This window comes from Candidatus Tisiphia endosymbiont of Piscicola geometra, assembly GCF_964026415.1.
GTDB lineage: Bacteria > Pseudomonadota > Alphaproteobacteria > Rickettsiales > Rickettsiaceae > Tisiphia.
This window is the reverse complement of the sequence record NZ_OZ032144.1, coordinates 1,292,257-1,311,299: the sequence shown is the minus strand read 5'-3', so window position 1 is coordinate 1,311,299 and position 19,043 is coordinate 1,292,257. Positions and strand designations below refer to the sequence as shown.

The window sequence follows — 19,043 nt, the reverse complement described above, 5'->3', positions numbered from 1 at the left end:
TAGTATTTTCTTGTTTTATCTATAAAAAATCAATAGGCCTCTTACAGAATTCGTTTATGCTGAGGAATTTAAAGGGAACTTGAAACCTCGACCCGCAGTATATTATGCAAGAGGTCTATTTAAGAAACATTACTATGCTGGTGTACCTGAGCATTCATTATTAATCCAAAACCAATAAGCATTGATACCATCATTGTACCGCCGTAAGATATAAAAGGTAAAGGCACACCTACCACTGGCAATAATCCCATTACCATAGCTATATTTATAAATACATGACTAAATAGGATTGATGTTATGCCTATTACCATCAGTTTACTAAATATAGCTCTACAATTCACAGCAATCATTAATGAAATTATTATAATTGCAGAATAAAGGATTAACAGAAACAAACTACCAACAAAACCAAATTCTTCAGCAAAAGTAGCAAAGATAAAATCGGTCTGATGCTCTGGTAAAAAATCTAGATGGCTTTGGCTACCTTTAGCTAGCCCCTTGCCCCACAACCCACCAGAACCAATAGCGATTTTTGATTGAATAATGTTATATCCAGCTCCAAGAGGATCTTTTTCAGGATCAAAAAAAACCATGATTCGTTTTCTTTGGTAATCATGCATCACTTGCCATATAACTGGTATGCAAGTAAGGACTATAATACCAATTATCACAAAATTTCTTACTCTAAAACCAGCAGCAAAAAAAATAATACTAGCAATAATGACATTAATTACTCCAGTACCTAGATCCGGTTCTTTTATTATCAGTATAACTGGTACTATCACACCTATTATAGGCAATAATATCTTGTAAAATTTGGCAAAATCCTCAGTTTTTAGTTGATGAAAATACCTAGCTAACATTAACACTAATGCTAGTTTTGTTGGTTCAGAAGGCTGCACACGGATAACTCCTAAATCTATCCAACGCTTTGCTCCCATAGAAATAGATCCAAAAAGCTCAACACTAACTAATAAGATAATAATAGCAATGTAAAATATATATGAAAACTTAAATATATATTTTATATCAATGGTTGCAATAATAATCACAACTGGTAAAAACAGGAAAAAATGCATCATCTGCTTATACGCCCAAGGGTGAATATTACTATCTGAAGCGGAATATAGTACAACAAAACCAATGCTACAAATCACACTAATAAGAATAATTAAAGTAATCGGTAGTTTCTTTAGTTTTTCAAAATAATTTCTTTGAATTGACATTCTAGGTAGATATCCATAAAAATTAGTTGTAAAATGACATTATTGATTATGATTAAAAAACATGAAATTATTATTACATAACACACTTACTCACAAGAAAGAAGTTTTCGTACCGCTAGATAGTAATTTAATAAAAATGTATGTTTGCGGACCAACTGTCTACGATCATCCCCATATTGGTAACGCTAGGTCCGTAGTAGTATACGATATTTTATACCGCTCACTAAGCAAAATATTTGGTCAAAATCATATAAAATATGTGCGTAATATTACCGATGTTGATGATAAGATAATAAATAGAGCCAAAGAACTCAAAATAACGATTTCTGACTTAACAGTTAGAATCACCGAAGAATTTCATGCTAATATGCAATATCTAGGTTGCAGAACGCCAAATATCGAGCCAAAAGCCACCATGCATATTGATGACATGATTGTGATTATTCAAAAATTACTTGACCTAAATCACGCTTATATCGCAGATAATCACGTTTATTTCGATATTTCTACCGCCCCAAATTATACAAAATTATCAAATCGTAATCTTGATGAAATGCTAGAGGGAGTGCGTATTGAAAATAATCCATCAAAAAAGCAATCACATGATTTTGTATTATGGAAGCCAGCTGGTAAAGATGAAGAAATATTGGCAAATTTCAATAGTCCTTGGGGAAGAGGTAGACCAGGCTGGCATATAGAATGTTCAGCGATGAGCTATAAATATCTCGGAGAAAATTTTGACATTCATGGTGGAGGGGCAGACTTAATTTTTCCTCATCATACTAATGAGATAGCACAAAGTACATGTGCTTTCCCGAGCTCTCATTTTGCTAAATATTGGGTGCATAATGGATTTCTAACCTGTAATGGTGAGAAAATGAGTAAATCGCTCAATAATTTTATTACGGTAAAAGACTTAATAGACCAAAAAATCCCTGGTAGCGTAGTTAGATTACTGTTACTGAGTAGTCACTACCGTAAACCATTAGATTACAACAATAAAGCTCTAGAAGATGCTACAAAAACAATGAATTATTGGTATAGAGCGATAGAGAATTTGGACATTAACAAACTTAACGTGCAGAACATTCCAGAAGAATTTTTATCTCACTTATTCGATGATATGAATACACCTCTAGCCATTAAAGTAATAAACGATTATGCTAAACTGATCTTTGCAAGTAACAAAGAAGATGATAAGTACTTATATGCCTCTTACTTACTTTCATGCAGCAATTTTATAGGTCTAATGACCCAACCAGCGAGTAAGTGGTTTTACTGTGAAATAAATGATGAACCGATTCTCCAACATATTGAGCAACGTAGGCAAGCCAAATTACAAAAAAATTGGTTATTAGCCGACCAAATTCGTCAAAATTTATCAAAAGATGGCATAATTCTAGAAGACAAGCTAGATGGATCAACTAGTTGGAGAAAAGTTTAATTAAGAATATTACGTTCAACATAACCCTTGCAAATATGTTGATCAAATATATAATAAGCTTTGCTTATTAATATTAAAGCAAAATTCACACGTAAGAGCCTAGTTGTTAGTCCAATTTCTTTGGTATCAACTCTTGCGGAGGAGTACCTATAATATGTAGGTACATAACTAACATTTTAAGGAGATTTAATAATGTCTAAACTAAAAGCTGTTAATGTCAGAGATTTACTTGATGCTGGGGTGCATTTTGGTCATAAAACCTCACGTTGGAATCCAAAAATGGCATCTTACATTTATGGTGTAAGAGATGATATTCACGTAATTGACTTACAACAAACTGCTGCTCTAATGCAGGTAGCTTTGGGTGTAATTTATGAAACTGTCAAGAAAAACGGTAAAATATTATTTGTCAGTACTAAAGTTCAAGCCAGTGATATAGTAGCTGAGTATGCAGAGAAATGTGGGCAATATTACGTTAACCACAGATGGCTTGGTGGTATGTTAACTAATTGGGGGACAATTTCTGGCTCAATAAAAAAGCTGGATAATCTTGAGAAAGTTTTGGGGAATGAAGAGGAATATTCCGGTTATACTAAGAAAGAAATACTGGAAATGACCCGTAAAAAGGATAAATTACTTAAATCCTTAGGGGGTATTAGACATATTGGGACAAGACCCAATTTGCTTGTGGTAATTGATACTAATAAGGAGCATTTAGCAATCCAAGAAGCAGTAAAGTTAGGTATTCCAATAATTGCTATTGTTGACACTAATTCCAATCCAGATAATATAGACCACCCTGTTCCCGGTAATGATGATGCAATAAGATCTATAAGACTCTATTGCACCTTGTTTGCTGATGCCGTACTTGCCGGTATAGAAGAGGCTTTAGCTGCATCTGGCGTTGATTTAGGAAGCATAGCTACTCATGAAGAAAAAGGTACAAATATAAAAGGTGTTACTAAGTTAAAATCAACCAAGAAATTTTCTAAAACTTTAAATCTAAATAATCAAGAAGCACTAGAGTCAGAGTTTGAGACAGCTTTAGAGCTTGCAGAAGTTGCTGCAACAACAAAATAACTAGTACTTATGGGGGTATTAACTTAATTAAGTAGCCTCGATGTTATTCCTGTTAGGGTTGATGCTATCTCTGATTCCCCTTCGATGTCATTCCTACTTCAGTGCGGAATCTAAAGAAACAGACAGGAATGGTGCTTTAGACATTTTATATCCTAGGCTGGGATGACATTGAAGGTGTAGGGATGCTAGGTCGCAGGAACACCAATTCTTGAAGTTATACTTGAGTATATACTGCTCGTAAATGAAGAGTTGGTAGACGAAGGTCAACTTCAAGAAGAGCTAGGAGTGTTAAAGTCGAGCAGCGGAGCGTACATTAGTACGTGAGCAGCGGAGATCTTTAGACACGACAACGCCAATTCTTGAAGTTCACCGAGTATACTACTCCTCAATCCAATAAAAATAACTATAAACCTTAAATAAGGAGAGTAAAATGATAAATGCTGGACTTGTAAAACAATTAAGAGAGAAAACTGCTGCAGGAATGATGGACTGCAAGAAGGCCTTGCTTGAAGCAAAGGGAGATTTTGAAGCAGCTATTGATTGGTTAAGAAAAAAAGGATTATCAGCTGCAGCAAAAAAAGCAGATAGAATTGCTGCTGAAGGACTAACAGCAATAAGCATTAAAGATAATGTTGGGGCTATTATAGAAGTAAATTCGGAAACAGATTTTGTTGCAAGAAACGATAAGTTTCAGCAATTGGTTAGGAATATTGCTGAACTAGCTTTGAAACAAGATAATTTACCATCACTAAAATTAGCAAAAACATCAACAGGTAGATCAGTTGAAGAAGAAATATTAGACAATATTGCTACAATTGGTGAAAATTTAAATCTACGTCGTATGGATGTTTTACGGGTATCAGAAGGTGTAGTTGCATCTTATGTACATAATACTGTTGCTGATGGTCTAGGTAAGATTTCTGTCATTGTTGGTTTACAATCAACTACTAAAGATAAAGCTAAGCTTCTAGAATTAGGACAGAAAATTGCTACCCATATAGCGGCAAGTAATCCTTATAGTCTTGATGCATCAAGTTTGGATCAAACATTAATTGAACGTGAAAGAAATATATTTTTTGAACAATCAAAAGCTTCCGGTAAACCGGACAATATCATTGAAAAAATGGTTGAAGGTAGAATACGTAAGTTCCTAGCAGAAGTTGTTCTGCTTGAACAAAACTTTTTATTTGATGATAAATTAACAGTTTCTGAAGTTATGGATAACGCTGCAAAAGAATTAGGAACTTCGATTAAAATTACACAATTTATAAGATATGAACTAGGTGCAGGCATAAAGCAAGAAGATAAAAATTTTGCGGACGAAGTTGCAGCTGTCATGCAAAGTTAGGAAAAACTGATTATATTTGAGAAAATAATGATTTGGTCAGCAAAAGACTTAACTAGTGCGTTGAATATTGAAGTACATCCTGATATTCAGGGGAGGCAGATTCAGTTTAATTCCAATTCCGTTACAAACGGCGATCTGTTCATTGCTCTGCAAGGTAATAATGATGGACATAATTATGCCTTACATGCTCTGCAGCGAGGGGCAAATGCAGTAATTATTAGTAAGGAAATAAAAGGATTATCTGATAATAAAGTAATTATGGTTTCTGATACCTTAACTGCTCTACACCACATGGCTGAGTATAAACGTAAAAAATCTAAAGCAAGGTTTATTGGTGTTACCGGTAGTATTGGTAAAACGGGTACTAAGGAAGCAATCAAAACTATATTAAGTTATTTTGGACCTACTTTTGCTAGCAGAGGAAATTTTAACAATCACCTTGGCGTGCCTATAAATCTTGCTTCGATGCCTGATGATATAGAATATGCTGTTTTTGAAATGGGTATGAATCATTCAGGAGAAATAAGAGAGCTGACAAAAATGGTACGACCTAACATATCAGTAATCACCACAATAGCGGAAGCCCATCTTGAATTTTTTGAATCTATGCTTAGTTTGGTTGATACCAAATGTGAAATTTTTGAAGGAATGCCAAAAAATGGCATAGCTGTTGTAAATTCAGACCATCAATATTATGACAGAATTTTACAGAATCTTAAACAATTATCGATTAATAATATATATAGTTTTGGTAAATCTGAAGGCACAGATTCTAGATTAACATCATATGAGCATTTTGGACAAGAAGTACGTCTACATTATTCTATCTGTAACACTAAAATAGATACTAAAATTCCTTTTGTACCGGAACATTATGCTAGAAATTATACTGCCGCTCTTCAGGTGGCAAAAATACTGAACTTAGATATTAATGCTGCAGCAACACAATTAAACAAAATATCATTAACTGAAGGACGTGGTAAATTAGTCAACGCTAAATATAATGGTCAAAACTATCAAATCATCTGTGATTATTATAATGCTAATCCAGTATCAGTAAAAGCTGCTTTATTATATCTAAAACAGCTTAGTGGACAGAAAAAAGTTGCTATACTAGGTGATATGCTAGAATTGGGAGAAAATTCCATAAAATTCCATAAAGACTTAATACCAGCAATTATTGACTCCGGTACTAAGAGGGTTTTTTTAGTAGGTAATCTTACCAAACATATATACGATTCTTTGCCAAATGACATAGAAAAAATGCATTTTTATAATGTTGATTTGTTGATAGAAAACTTAAATAAATTACTTAAAGGCGATGAATTACTCTTACTAAAAGGATCTAACAGTATCCAACTTAGTAAAATTATACAATCTTTTGAATTGCTACAATGATATACAACCTTCTTGCCCCCTATATACATAAATTACATATAGCAAATTTATTCCACTATGTTACTTTTCGTATTGGACTTGCCATATTATTTAGTTTGACCCTTTCTTTTTTAATAGGACCTAGATTAATTAGATTTTTACAAAATTTACAAAAATATGGTCAACCAATTCGTGACGACGGACCAGAAACGCACAAAGCAAAAGTAGGAACACCAACTATGGGGGGGATAATGATTCTCTTCACCGTTTGTCTTTCCACTCTATTATTCTCTGACCTTACTAATAAATATATATGGATAGTGTTATTTGTCTTTGTTAGTTTTGGTGTACTTGGTTTTATGGATGATTATGCTAAAGTAACAAAAAACCACCATAAAGGCGTTAGCGGAAAGAAGAAATTATTATTTCAGTTCACTGTTTGTCTAATTGCCTGTTTACTATTAAGAGACTCCAATAGTCAGGGAAACAATCTGCTCACTATTCCATTTTTTAAAAATTTATTGATTGATTTAGGTTTGTTTTATATACCATTTAGCATGTTTGTGATAGTTGGTGCATCAAATGCGGTAAATCTAACAGATGGTCTTGATGGTCTTGCCATAGTGCCTATTGCTATTACTGCAGGTTCTTTTACCTTAATTATTTACTTGGTCGGTAATAGTTTCTATGCAAATTATCTACAAATTATGTATATACCAAATATTTCTGAATTAACTATCTTCTGTGCTTCAATTGTTGGTGCTAGCCTAGGATTCTTATGGTTTAATGCCCAGCCAGCAGAAATTTTTATGGGAGATACTGGAAGCCTAAGTCTAGGTGGCGTTCTTGGTGTTATTAGCGTTATAACCAAACATGAAATTGTACTAGCAATTATTGGCGGATTATTTGTTATTGAAACTTTATCAGTAATTATTCAAGTATATTATTTTAAAGCTACTAATGGTAAAAGAATTTTCAAAATGGCCCCGCTGCACCATCATTTTGAGAAACATGGCTGGCCGGAATCAAAAGTTGTGATACGTTTTTGGATTATAGCCATAATATTTGCTCTAATTGGTTTATCCTCGCTAAAACTGCGGTAAAAAAGCTATAGTCAATTCAGGAGGATGGATAACCTCAGTTTTGGATTAAAGTCTTTAATTTTAATGCAAAACTGGCTAGAATATCAGAAAGATGCATTCGTACCAGTCGCTTCAAGAATGCATTTTTCATTATAAGAAGCCAATTCGATATAAGAATTACTAATTCTTATATCGAATGAGGTTACAAGACCAAAAACGATGTCATCCCCCACGGAGAATATTGTCTAGGTTTTTTACTAATCAAGAATAGGAGTTATGGATAAGAATTTTAAACAAACCAGCTTTTTATTTGGTAGTAATGCTGTCTTTATAGAAGAATTATATCAGCTATACTTATCAGATCATACAGCAGTTGATAAAAGTTGGCAAAATTATTTCCAAAATATTGGAAATAATAATAGCCCTCAGAACACAAAAAGTATTGCTCATGTTATTACTTCACCTCAAGAAAAACCTCTACCGTATGTTACGGAATTTTCTGCTGCAACTAACAAGCTCAGAGCAAAAGCAATGATTGCCAGCTACCGTAATTATGGACATTATTTAGTCAAGCTAGATCCCTTAAATCTTGAGGTTCTTAAGACTAAAAATGACTTGAGACTTAATATAGAAGATTTTGGTTTTACCAAAGATCAGTTGAATAATATTATAGAAATTGATGATGAATTTTTTGGAATAAAAGCATGTTCACTTAAGGAATTAGTTGATTTACTTGATCAAACTTATACTAAAGATATTGCCGTAGAACTTGCTCATGTGACCAATGAAGATGAGAAAATTTGGTTTTTTGAGCAGATAGAAAATAACCAGAGTCTATTAGAATTAGAACAAGACAAGAAGAATATATTACAAGACTTAGTAGAAATTGAAGGATTTGAACAATATCTACATACCAAATTTCCTGGAGCAAAACGCTTCTCAGTGGAAGGTGGAGAGGCAAGTGTAGTGGCTATAGATAAAGCTATAGATATGTCTATTATCCATGGAATAGAAGATGTAGTAATAGGTATGGCTCATCGAGGAAGACTTAGCACACTGGCTAAGGTAATGACTAAACCTTATAAAGCTATTTTGTCCGGATTTATAACAGGTAGTATATTGCCAACCGATTTAGGTGTTTCAGGTGATGTGAAGTATCATATTGGCTATTCATCAGATCAGATAAGAGAGGGGCTTAAGGTACATCTTTCTATGGCAGATAATCCATCGCATTTAGAAGCGGTGAATCCGGTAGTAGCTGGTAAAGTACGAGCAAAACAGGATAGCATCCAAGATACTAATCGTAAAAAAGTAATGGGTATTTTGGTTCATGGTGATAGTGCTTTTTGTGGTCAGGGTGTAGTAGCTGAGAGTTTATTTATGTCGGATCTAAAGCCTTATAATGTTGGCGGGATTATTCACTTTGTCATTAATAATCAGCTTGGATTTACAGCGAATAGTTATGACACTAGACCAGGTAGATATTCTACTGAGTTTGCTAAGATAATTAATAGTCCAATTCTACATGTAAATGGTGATGATATTGAGTCAGTGATCAAGGCTACCAATATTGCAGTGAATTATCGGTATAAATTTGCTAGAGACATAGTCGTTGAGATCATTTGTTATCGTAAATATGGTCATAATGAAGGTGATGAACCTATGTATACTCAAGCTGTTATGTATAATGTAATAAAAAATAAGCAATCCCCGGCAACTATTTTTGCAAATAACCTAATAGCAGGCGGAATAATTGACAAAAATTATTTTCCTGCATTGAAAGAACAATTTAAACTAAAATTAGATCAAGAATATGAACAAGCCAAAAATTATCAACCGCAAGCTCAGTTTTTAGAAGGTTTATGGTCTAGTTATACTAGATCAAATGCTCAAATGCTCCCTACTGGTGTTAACAAAAATACCTTAAAAGAACTTGGTATAAAGCTTTGTCAGATACCAAAAGATTTTCCTTTAAATCCCAAACTTGCAAAATTATTTGAATTAAGAGAAAATACCTTAAAGCAAGATAGACCTATTGATTGGGCAACTGCAGAACAGTTAGCCTTTGCTAGTTTATTAAATTCAGGCACTAGAATACGTTTTACTGGTCAAGATTGTGGGCGTGGCACTTTCTCTCACCGTCATTCAGTGCTACATAGTCAGGTGGATGATAGAACTTATACACCATTAAATAATTTATCGCAAAACCAAGAAAATTTTGGGCAAGCAAATTTTGAAATTGCTGACAGTAATTTATCTGAATATGCAGTTTTAGGTTTTGAGTATGGTTATTCATTAGTTAATCCAAAAGATTTAGTAATTTGGGAAGCTCAATTTGGCGATTTTTCTAACGGAGCTCAAATAATTTTCGACCAATTCATTTCCAGTAGCGAAAGCAAATGGCTGAGGATGAGCGGTATAGTAGTACTACTACCACATGGACTTGAAGGACAAGGTCCAGAGCATAGCTCTGCAAGACTCGAGAGGTTCTTGCAGCTTGCTGCTGAAAATAATATGCAAGTTACATATCCTACGACGCCATCTTCATTTTTTCATTTATTACGTCGTCAAATATACAGTAATATTCGTAAACCACTAATAGTAATGTCACCAAAATCTTTATTAAGACATAAAATGGTTGTATCACCTCTCTCCCAGCTTGATGAGAATACGAGATTTATACCTGTACTAGACGAAATTAATTATGCTATAAATGCCAAGGAAGTGAAACGAATTATATTATGTAGTGGTAAAGTCTACTATGATTTATTAGAAAAAAGAGAAGAAAAGAATATTTTAGATATTGTGATTATTAGACTTGAACAGCTATATCCGTTTGAAACGGATTTTATCGTTAAAATATTAGGTAAATATCATAAAGCTAAAGAGTTTATTTGGTGTCAAGAAGAACCTAAAAATATGGGGGCATGGAATTTTGTTAAAGATCACTTAAATGATATCCTAAAAAATGCATCTATTAATAATCAATTTGTATATGTTGGTAGGAATGAGTCTGCTTCACCATCAGTTGGCTCACCGATCATACATAATGAGCAACAGAAAAAATTGCTTGAAGAAGCCTTGATAATTAAGGGATAGAGTTAAGTTAGAAACGTTAGCATAATTATTTAGTTATACAAATCTAATGCACCTAAAGCCAAGATTAAACCAACGTAATTATTATTTTTAAACCTAGTAAGACAATTTTGTGGGTCTGAGATTTCTAATGTTACTACCTGCCAAGTTAGCATTATATAAGCACAGAGAATAGCTATATAGTTAGGTCGATGGGTTGCTATAATGTTAGAAAGTATGAATAATAATATGAAGATGGTATAATAAACATATAAATGCAGTTTATAATTTTTCTTTTCTAACAATATAGGCATTGATTTGACATTAATCTTTTTATCGTCCTTTATATCCATAAAGCCATAAATAATGTCATAACCGATAGTCCAAAAACAGCAGGCAATATACATTATAATAGCTTCTAGTGATATTTTATCAATTACCGCACTATTACCAATTAAAACTCCATTAAATGTTAATCCTAGAAATATTTGTGGAAAGAAAGTAATTCTCTTCATTAGCGGATATAAAACGATCAAGATAAAGGAAAAGAACCCTAAGCAAATTGCTGTTTTATTTAATGACAATAAAATGGTCAGGGAAATAATTGATAATATAGTTAATAAAATCATCGCGTCACTTACATTCAATGATCCATTCGCCAAAGGTCTGTTTTTTGTTCGTAAAACATGTTTATCAAAATCTTTGTCAAAAATATCGTTAAGAACACTACCAGCTCCCCTAGTAACGATACTTCCGATAAAGAATAATAATAATAATTTTAGCAAACTATATATTGTAATATTGGTAAGAAGAACCCCAAAGCAGGCTGAGAAAAATACCAACAGATAGCCAGTAGGATTGTATAGTCTCATTAAACTAAGACTTAGGAAAAATTTATTTGGCATCACTATTAATTATAATATATCTTGGTTAAAAAAATAAGCAATATACTCAAATGATTTGAAGAATTGGATTTGAAAATGAATGGTGAGCAAGCGGAGCGTACTATAGTACGTGAGCATGCGAATCCATGATATTTTCAAAAAACAATTTTTCAAAGCAGAAGAGTATCCCACAAAAATAATGATAATTGCTATTAGTGGAACATAAAAATCTGCTATATTCACAAATATAACCGAATTTGGCATAACTCGTTATAGCTAACCCGATTAGTATACTGCTCGTAAATGAAGAGTTGGTAGACGAAGGTCAACTTCAAGAAGAGCTAGGAGTGTCAAAGTCGAGCAGCGGAGCGTACATTAGTACGTGAGCAGCGGAGATCTTTAGACACGACAACGCCAATTCTTGAAGTTCACCGAGTATATTATACCAAACTCGAAAACGTCTATTAGCGAGGAATCGCTTTAGTGGCAACGAAGCAATCCACAAAAAATAATCAAAAATGGATTGCTTCGTCGACCTTTGGTCTCCCCTCGTAATGACGGCGTAATACTAGTCAGAGTTAGCTATATATCGAATTCAGGTTAGTTAGCAACACCCCCTATATAATTAGGATATTATTATGATAGCATTTCTAAAAGATTATAGCTTTAGTGAAAGCGAAAGAAAATGGCAAAAATTTTGGCAAGAACAAAAAATTTATCTTTGGGATAAAAATGAAACAAGAGAAAATAGTTTTGTAGTAGATACTCCGCCACCAACAGTCTCAGGACAACTGCATATAGGACATGTTTATAGTTATACCCAGGCGGATTTTATCGTCCGTTTTAAACGGATGCTAGGTAAAAATATTTTTTATCCAATCGGTTTTGATGATAATGGTTTGCCTACCGAACGTTTAGTTGAAAAACAAAAGCAGCTAAAAGCAGCCAGTATGGCAAGAGAGCAATTTATTGAAATATGTAAAGAAGTCGTTATTTCTGAAGAAGAAAAGTTTCGTTCATTATTTAATCAAATGGCTTTATCGGTTGATTGGACCTTAGAGTATCAAACAATTAATCCGTTATCACAAAAAATATCACAAATGTCATTTTTAGACTTAGTCGATAAAGGAGAAATTTACCGCAATAATCAACCAATATTGTGGGATACAGTTGATCAAACGGCTTTGGCTCAGGCTGATATCGAAGATCAAGAAAAAACCTCAATGATGAATGACATAATTTTCCAGACCAATAAGGGTGAGAAGATTATTATTGCTACCACTAGACCAGAATTGTTAGCAGCGTGCGTTGCGGTATTTTATAACCCAAATGATGATAGATACAAACATTTGCAAGGACAATTTGCCATAACACCGCTATTTGATGTTAAAGTACCTATTTTAGCAGATGATTTAGTGCAAATAGATAAAGGAACTGGGCTTGTTATGTGCTGTACTTTTGGTGACGTAACCGACATAACTTGGTGGAGAACACATAATTTACCTATGAAGATTATTATAGATAAAAAAGGTATGATAGATTTCCCAGCCGAATTATCAAATTCATCTTCTTATAATCAGATAAATGGCTTAAAAATAAAAGATGCTAGAGGTAAAATTATTGAAATCTTAAAAGAGAAAAATTTATTAATTAAACAAGTAGAAATTACTCAAACAGTAAAATGTGCTGAACGTTCGGGAGCACCACTAGAAATATTTACAACACCTCAATGGTTTGTTCGTACGATAAAACATAAAGACATTTTAATGCAACGAGCAAATGAGATTAATTGGTATCCCCAAAATATGAAAATTAGGCTTGAGAACTGGATAAATAGCCTATCATGGGATTGGTGTATAAGTCGTCAGCGCTATTTTGGCGTGCCATTCCCTGTTTGGTATTCTAAAAGAATTGGTGAAGTAGGCAAAGCTATATTTCCAGATATAACCCAACTACCAGTAGACCCAACCCAAGATTTACCAATTGGCTATTCACGAGAAGAGGTAGAGCCAGATTATGACGTTATGGATACTTGGGCTACTAGTGCCATCTCGCCGCAATTAAGTAGTCACGGTATATCTGAAAAGTTTAATATAGATGCTGAGCGTCACCATAAATTATTTCCAGCTGATTTACGCCCGCAAGCTCATGAAATTATTAGGACATGGGCTTTTTACACAATACTTAAAGCCCAATTGCATGAAAATACCCTACCTTGGAAAAACATCATGATTAGTGGATGGTGTCTTGCATTCGATCGTAGCAAAATGTCAAAATCTAAAGGGAATATTATTGTACCACAAAAATTACTAGAGCAATACGGTGCTGATGTAACGCGTTATTGGACTTCTAAATCTAGACTTGGGGCAGACACTGTTTACTCTGAAGACGTAATGAAAAATGGTAAGAGGCTTGTTAATAAATTATGGAATGCTTGTAAATTTGCGGCTATTCATTTTGATAAATTAGATACACTAGATAAAAACGCCCAGATTTCTGATATAGAAAGCAAAATTTGTCATAAATTTGACCAATGGTTAATAGTAAAACTAGTTGAGCTAGTAAACAAAGTTGAATCAGATATGCAAAATTATGAATATACCGATGCTATGGATTCGATAGAAAAGTTTTTTTGGTCAGTATTTTGTGATAATTACCTTGAAATTACCAAAACCCGGGCTTATAACATGGATGGCTCAGATAATAAGGGGCAGTATAGTGCTGTGATAACCCTGTATCATTCTATAAGAATTTTGCTAAAATTATTAGCTCCTTTCCTGCCACATATAACGGAAGAAATTTGGCAAATTTTATATAGTAAACAATCTATACATACACGGGGTAATTGGTCTCAAATCAAAAATTTATCTTTTTCGGTAGATCAAACTCAGCCTGATAGACTTGTTAGAATACTAGACTTGGTTAGAAAAGCTAAAGCGGAAAAGAATTTATCAGTCAAAGCTGATATTAAGCTACTAGAAATTATAGGAGAAAAACTTTCTGATGAGTTAATAATAGATCTCAAAAACGTTACATCTTCTCATAAAATAGAATTTGTCGAGGATTTTTCATTAACAAATCAGGTTTTAAAGAATGGCGATGTTGTAATTAATGTAATATATACTCAAATGCTTTGAAAAATTAATAAATCAATGTCTAAGTTTTTAGAGTTTAACATAAATAAAATTAGTATAGTTAGCTTTTAGTGAGATTAAACAAAATGACTACCGTTATCTACCTAATAGGTAAACCAGGGACTGGCAAGTATACTATAGCAAAGGAAATAGCAAAAGCTGGCTACAGCATATGTGACAACCAGCATATCAATAATCCTATTTTCTCACTTCTAAATTATGATGGGTTGACTCCTATTCCAGAATTTGCTTGGGATACAATTAAACATATACGAGATGGTATTTTTAATTTTCTAAGCCAAGAAACTTATAATAACTATGTTCTTACTAATTGTCTCTATGAGATTGATGGTGATCATAAGATTTTTAATCAAGTACAACAGCTAGCATCGAACCGTAAGTCAACATTTATTCCTGTAAAATTATTGATTTCAGAAGAAGAAAATATTATGAGAATTCAACAACTAGATAGGCTGCTTCGTTACAAATCAATCGATATACAAGATGTTTATCCAAAATATCCTTTGATTCAAATTTCTCATCCTAATTTATTTGAGCTTGATGTTACACTCCTTCCTGCTAGTGAGGCTGCAAAGAAAATTTTGCAGCATGTTAGGTTATATACTCAAATGCTTTGAAAAATTAATAAATCAATTTACAAATTTGCTGTGTAATATTTTAGGGTTTCCTATGATACTATATAATTTACTCCTTGCCTTTATTTATTATGATAACCTAAATTAAATATCATAAAACTTTAAAAGGTTACGGAGGCACAGTTTATGACTACAAATCAAACAGGACAAAATAAAGTTCTTTGCCTTTCAGGTGGTGGGGTAAAAGGAATAGCTGAGTTAGTTATACTAGCGAGAATAGAAGAAATAACCCAGCAACCTATATCTAAATTATTTAATATTATTTCTGGCACTAGTGTTGGTGCGTTAATTGCAGCCTTATTGACAACTCCTAAAGAAGAAGGATCGACAGAACCTTATTCAGCTAGAGAAGTTTTGGAATTATTTGAAAACGCTGCTCCTAAAATCTTCCCTCAAAGCTGGTTTAACTTGGGAATAATAAAACACAAATATAGTCAAGAACCTTTGAAGGAAATGCTAGAAAAGCATTTAGGGGATAATAGATTAGATGATAGTCTATGCCGTCTTATTATACCAGTTGCTGATTTGAGTGAAGGAAAGAATAGGATGAAGATCTTTGACAGTCATGATAAACATAGTCCACATGTTAGAATAAAGGATGTGCTTCTTGCAACTGTAGCAGCCCCAACTTATTTTGAAGTTGTTATTAATGAAGAAGCTGTAAGAGATTATGATTATGCTGCAGGTAAGCCTTATGCTTTTGCCGATGGTGGTCTTGGTGCTAATCGTCCAGCTGCTACAGTGCTACAGGTGCTTAAAGAAGGGCTTAGTTATCATGAACAAGCAGACATTATGGAACACATTATGATTTGTTCTATCAATTTTGGGAAAGGTGAGCAAACAAAAGCCCGAATACCATCACCTAATTTTGATGGAGCATTAGGGTGGTTAATTAATGGCTTAATTGATACACTTATGGAAAATGACGAAGAAGCTGATGTAAATGAGGTTAGGTTAGATCTAACAAGTAAAGGACAAAATACAGAGATATGGGTTCCTATTCCAAAAGAATGTAGCAAATTAGACAATTCTAGCAAAAATAATATAGCAAAGTTAAAAATAGTTGCTGAGCAATATTTGGAAAATAATTCCAAGTTAGTACAAGATCTGTGTGATAGGTTAAAAGTTGATTGGAAAGATAATATTGAGGAATCTAAAGTCTCAAATATAATGGTAAGTAATGGAGCTAATGATGAAGATTATGAAAGTGATAGAAAATCAGACTATTCTGATATAGTGGTGGCTACTGCAGAACCTGAAGTCTTAAATGCAATGGTAAGTAGTGAATTAGAATCTAGCAATACTGTAGTGACTAATGAAAAAATAGATACTACTGTAATTAGTAAGAAATTTACAACAACACTTCAGTGGATTAAAGAGTTATATGCAAAGGATTCCAAATGTGCATTAGAATATTTAGAATATGTTAATAATGTATCTCCTGAAGAGTTAGATCTTACTACAATTGCATCACTACCTGAAGAAGTACAGAAAACCGTTAAATGGATTGTAGGGTTAGATACAGAGAGTCGTTCAGAGCTATTAGAAAATATTAAGTCATTAATAATTAGTACCTCTCATGATGATAAGTATAATATTTCTTGTGTTCAAGAAGTGACTAAACTTGAGGGACAGGATACACTATACGAGCATGCTAACGACTTAGTTGACTGTTATTAGAAAGTAAAAAATGCATTACTTTGCCAGTCGACCGACTTTTAAATTTCTCTGATTGCAGACTTTAAGCTTTTGTTGTATGTTACATAAAAAACCCTAAAGAACAATGGCAATATCTATTAAAGAACTTGAAGAAATTATACGTTATAGTTTTCCAAATGCCAAAATAAAAATTGTTGATTTAGCTGGAGATCAGGATCATTATTCCTTAGAAATACAAGATGATGCTTTTCTTGGAATTAGTCTAATTAATCAGCACAAGATGGTAAAAAAAGCTTTAGCAGAAATACTGAATAATAATAAATTACATGCTATCACCATAAAAACTACCAGTTCTCCATTAAATATAGTCAAATAATCATACACCTGCATTCCCAACATTGGGGTAGTTATTGTTCTATACTACTATCATAAGCAAAAGTTAGTGTTACAGTTGTACCTATACCTATTTTACTTTGTAGATCAAATTTACCTCTCATTAGTTCAACCAACTTTCGAGTGAGTGGTAAACCAAGACCAGTCCCTTGATATTTTCTGCCAACGGCACTATCAATTTGACCAAATGTTGAGAGTACTTTTGGAATATCTTTCTCATCAATTCCTATACCAGTATCTATAACTTGCACATAAACCAGTCCTTGAGATTCATTTTTTTCAGCATGAATTGTTATAGAACCTAATGCGTTGGTGAATTTTATAGAATTAGATAAAAGGTTAAAAAATACTTGTTTAAGCCTTTTGGGATCTGCTTTTATAATAATATGATCTTTTGGTAGTTTTTCAATTAATGCTACATTCGCTTGGTCAGCTCTTGGTTTCATTATCCTTATAGTAGAAGTAATTAATTTATTTAGGTCTAACTCTACAAAATCAACTAATAGCTTGTCAGCAGATGCTTTTGACAAGTCTAATATATCGGTTATTATACCTAGTAAATGCTTGCCTGCGTTATGAATATCTTTTACATAAACATCATGTTCCTTATTGTAAGGTGTAGACATCATAATTTCTGAAAAACCTATAATAGCATTTAGAGGGGTACGCAGCTCATGACTAACATTGGCAAAAAATTTAGTATGAGCAGAACTTTCATTTCTAACCTTAGTTACTGCTTCCTCTAATGCTTTATTAGCCTCAAATTGCCGGTCTATAATTTTTTGTGCATAATTTGTGTTGCTCATAACTATAACTAAAAATATTACCAAAATGATAATAAAAGTTAATAATACTTTTCTTTCAAGCTCTATAATACTTGCCCATAAACTAGTAATATTGGTATGTATCTCTAATACACCATCAACAGGATAGTTCAATGGATCACGGTTTATTATTGGGATATAACTTGTTATACAAGATGCTTTCTTTACCTCCCCTGATATATGTAACATGGCTCTAGGAATTAATAGATGAGTTGTTATCCCTTTAAAAGCTTTGTTAAAGGCTTGTTCTATACTCAATTCTTTTAAAAAATATCTATCAATTTTGGTAAGAATTTTTTGATACAGAGTATCTTCAGGAAAATTCAGGTGACTTGTTACTTGAATTGGCGAACTAGTTATAATTTTATTACCTTGTAGATCATATAAAGAAATATAGGCATTAAGATTAACAAAAATATCAACTGAAGTAGTTGCAAACCTAATAAAATCTGTATCTTGTAATAAATTTATATAACCAAATTCATGTATCTTATCTACAGCAGTTCTATTCCTATCCCAAACATTTTTTGTATAAACATCAGCTATTTTAATATTTGTTTCTCCGACTTGCTTTAAAATCATTTCTTCAATAATGAAGTAACGATAGTAAATCATATTTACAATAATGTTTATAAATAAGCCAATGGATGACAGTCTAACAATATATTTATTTTGAATCATTAGGTTTGCACATATATTACTTACACATATAGACACAGGACAATATTAAAGTCATAACTAATAGCTGATATTTCCTTTGTAACCTTATCATTCCTAATCACACGAATTCGCATAGGCGTCAACTTAAGAATCTAGCATGTCATTGCCAGGAGACCATAAGGTCGACGAAGCAATTGTAAG

Annotated in this window: 13 protein-coding genes; 10 read left to right on the top strand and 3 right to left on the bottom strand. The window is 33.0% G+C overall.

The features are described 5' to 3' along the window. Window positions 1-119 precede the first annotated feature (119 nt). Window positions 120-1,220, bottom strand: coding sequence for a rod shape-determining protein RodA (gene rodA / locus AAGD26_RS06215; protein ID WP_341752333.1), 1,101 nt, complete (start codon window positions 1,218-1,220; stop codon window positions 120-122). A 67-nt stretch (window positions 1,221-1,287) separates the two neighbouring features. On the opposite strand from rodA, the gene cysS reads away from it, so the two are divergent. From cysS to AAGD26_RS06185, 6 genes are all read left to right on the top strand, one after another. Then, window positions 1,288-2,670: a cysteine--tRNA ligase gene (gene cysS, locus AAGD26_RS06210; protein ID WP_341751532.1), complete on the top strand. Its 1,383-nt coding sequence runs from the start codon at window positions 1,288-1,290 to the stop codon at window positions 2,668-2,670. A gap of 192 nt (window positions 2,671-2,862) precedes the next feature. Further along, window positions 2,863-3,750 carry a 30S ribosomal protein S2 gene (rpsB, locus tag AAGD26_RS06205; protein WP_341751531.1) on the top strand — a complete coding sequence of 296 codons (888 nt, stop codon included), beginning with the start codon at window positions 2,863-2,865 and terminating at the stop codon, window positions 3,748-3,750. Between the two features lie 430 nt (window positions 3,751-4,180). Then, window positions 4,181-5,098: a translation elongation factor Ts gene (tsf, locus tag AAGD26_RS06200; protein WP_341751530.1), complete on the top strand. Its 918-nt coding sequence runs from the start codon at window positions 4,181-4,183 to the stop codon at window positions 5,096-5,098. Window positions 5,099-5,125: 27 nt separating this feature from the next. After that, window positions 5,126-6,496 (top strand): UDP-N-acetylmuramoyl-tripeptide--D-alanyl-D-alanine ligase, encoded by a 1,371-nt coding sequence (locus tag AAGD26_RS06195; RefSeq protein WP_341751529.1) that lies wholly within the window; start codon window positions 5,126-5,128, stop codon window positions 6,494-6,496. Then, window positions 6,493-7,578, top strand: a complete 1,086-nt coding sequence (mraY, locus tag AAGD26_RS06190) for a phospho-N-acetylmuramoyl-pentapeptide-transferase (RefSeq protein WP_341751528.1) — start codon at window positions 6,493-6,495, stop codon at window positions 7,576-7,578. The genes AAGD26_RS06195 and mraY overlap by 4 nt, the downstream gene beginning before the upstream one ends. Before the next feature lie 255 nt (window positions 7,579-7,833). Beyond that, the gene (locus tag AAGD26_RS06185; protein WP_341751527.1) at window positions 7,834-10,656 is read left to right on the top strand and encodes a 2-oxoglutarate dehydrogenase E1 component; all 2,823 of its coding nucleotides are present in this window, start codon (window positions 7,834-7,836) and stop codon (window positions 10,654-10,656) included. A gap of 29 nt (window positions 10,657-10,685) precedes the next feature. Here AAGD26_RS06185 and ubiA read toward each other — a convergent pair whose 3' ends face one another. Next, a complete protein-coding gene (gene ubiA / locus AAGD26_RS06180; RefSeq protein WP_341752332.1) occupies window positions 10,686-11,543 on the bottom strand; it encodes a 4-hydroxybenzoate octaprenyltransferase in 858 nt (285 codons plus the stop codon). 611 nt (window positions 11,544-12,154) lie between these two features. On the opposite strand from ubiA, the gene AAGD26_RS06175 reads away from it, so the two are divergent. The 4 genes from AAGD26_RS06175 to AAGD26_RS06160 all read left to right on the top strand — a co-directional run bounded on the left by AAGD26_RS06175 (window position 12,155) and on the right by AAGD26_RS06160 (window position 17,341). Beyond that, window positions 12,155-14,653 (top strand): valine--tRNA ligase, encoded by a 2,499-nt coding sequence (locus AAGD26_RS06175; RefSeq protein ID WP_341751526.1) that lies wholly within the window; start codon window positions 12,155-12,157, stop codon window positions 14,651-14,653. Between the two features lie 83 nt (window positions 14,654-14,736). Continuing rightward, entirely contained in the window at window positions 14,737-15,288 is a 552-nt protein-coding gene (locus tag AAGD26_RS06170) for a hypothetical protein (RefSeq protein WP_341751525.1), read from the top strand. 144 nt (window positions 15,289-15,432) lie between these two features. Next, on the top strand, window positions 15,433-16,986 hold the full coding sequence (locus AAGD26_RS06165; RefSeq protein WP_341751524.1) for a patatin-like phospholipase family protein: 1,554 nt from the start codon (window positions 15,433-15,435) through the stop codon (window positions 16,984-16,986). 103 nt (window positions 16,987-17,089) lie between these two features. After that, window positions 17,090-17,341 carry a BolA/IbaG family iron-sulfur metabolism protein gene (locus AAGD26_RS06160; protein ID WP_341751523.1) on the top strand — a complete coding sequence of 84 codons (252 nt, stop codon included), beginning with the start codon at window positions 17,090-17,092 and terminating at the stop codon, window positions 17,339-17,341. Between the two features lie 31 nt (window positions 17,342-17,372). Here AAGD26_RS06160 and AAGD26_RS06155 read toward each other — a convergent pair whose 3' ends face one another. Further along, window positions 17,373-18,863 carry a sensor histidine kinase gene (locus tag AAGD26_RS06155; protein WP_341751522.1) on the bottom strand — a complete coding sequence of 497 codons (1,491 nt, stop codon included), beginning with the start codon at window positions 18,861-18,863 and terminating at the stop codon, window positions 17,373-17,375. Window positions 18,864-19,043: the final 180 nt, after the last annotated feature.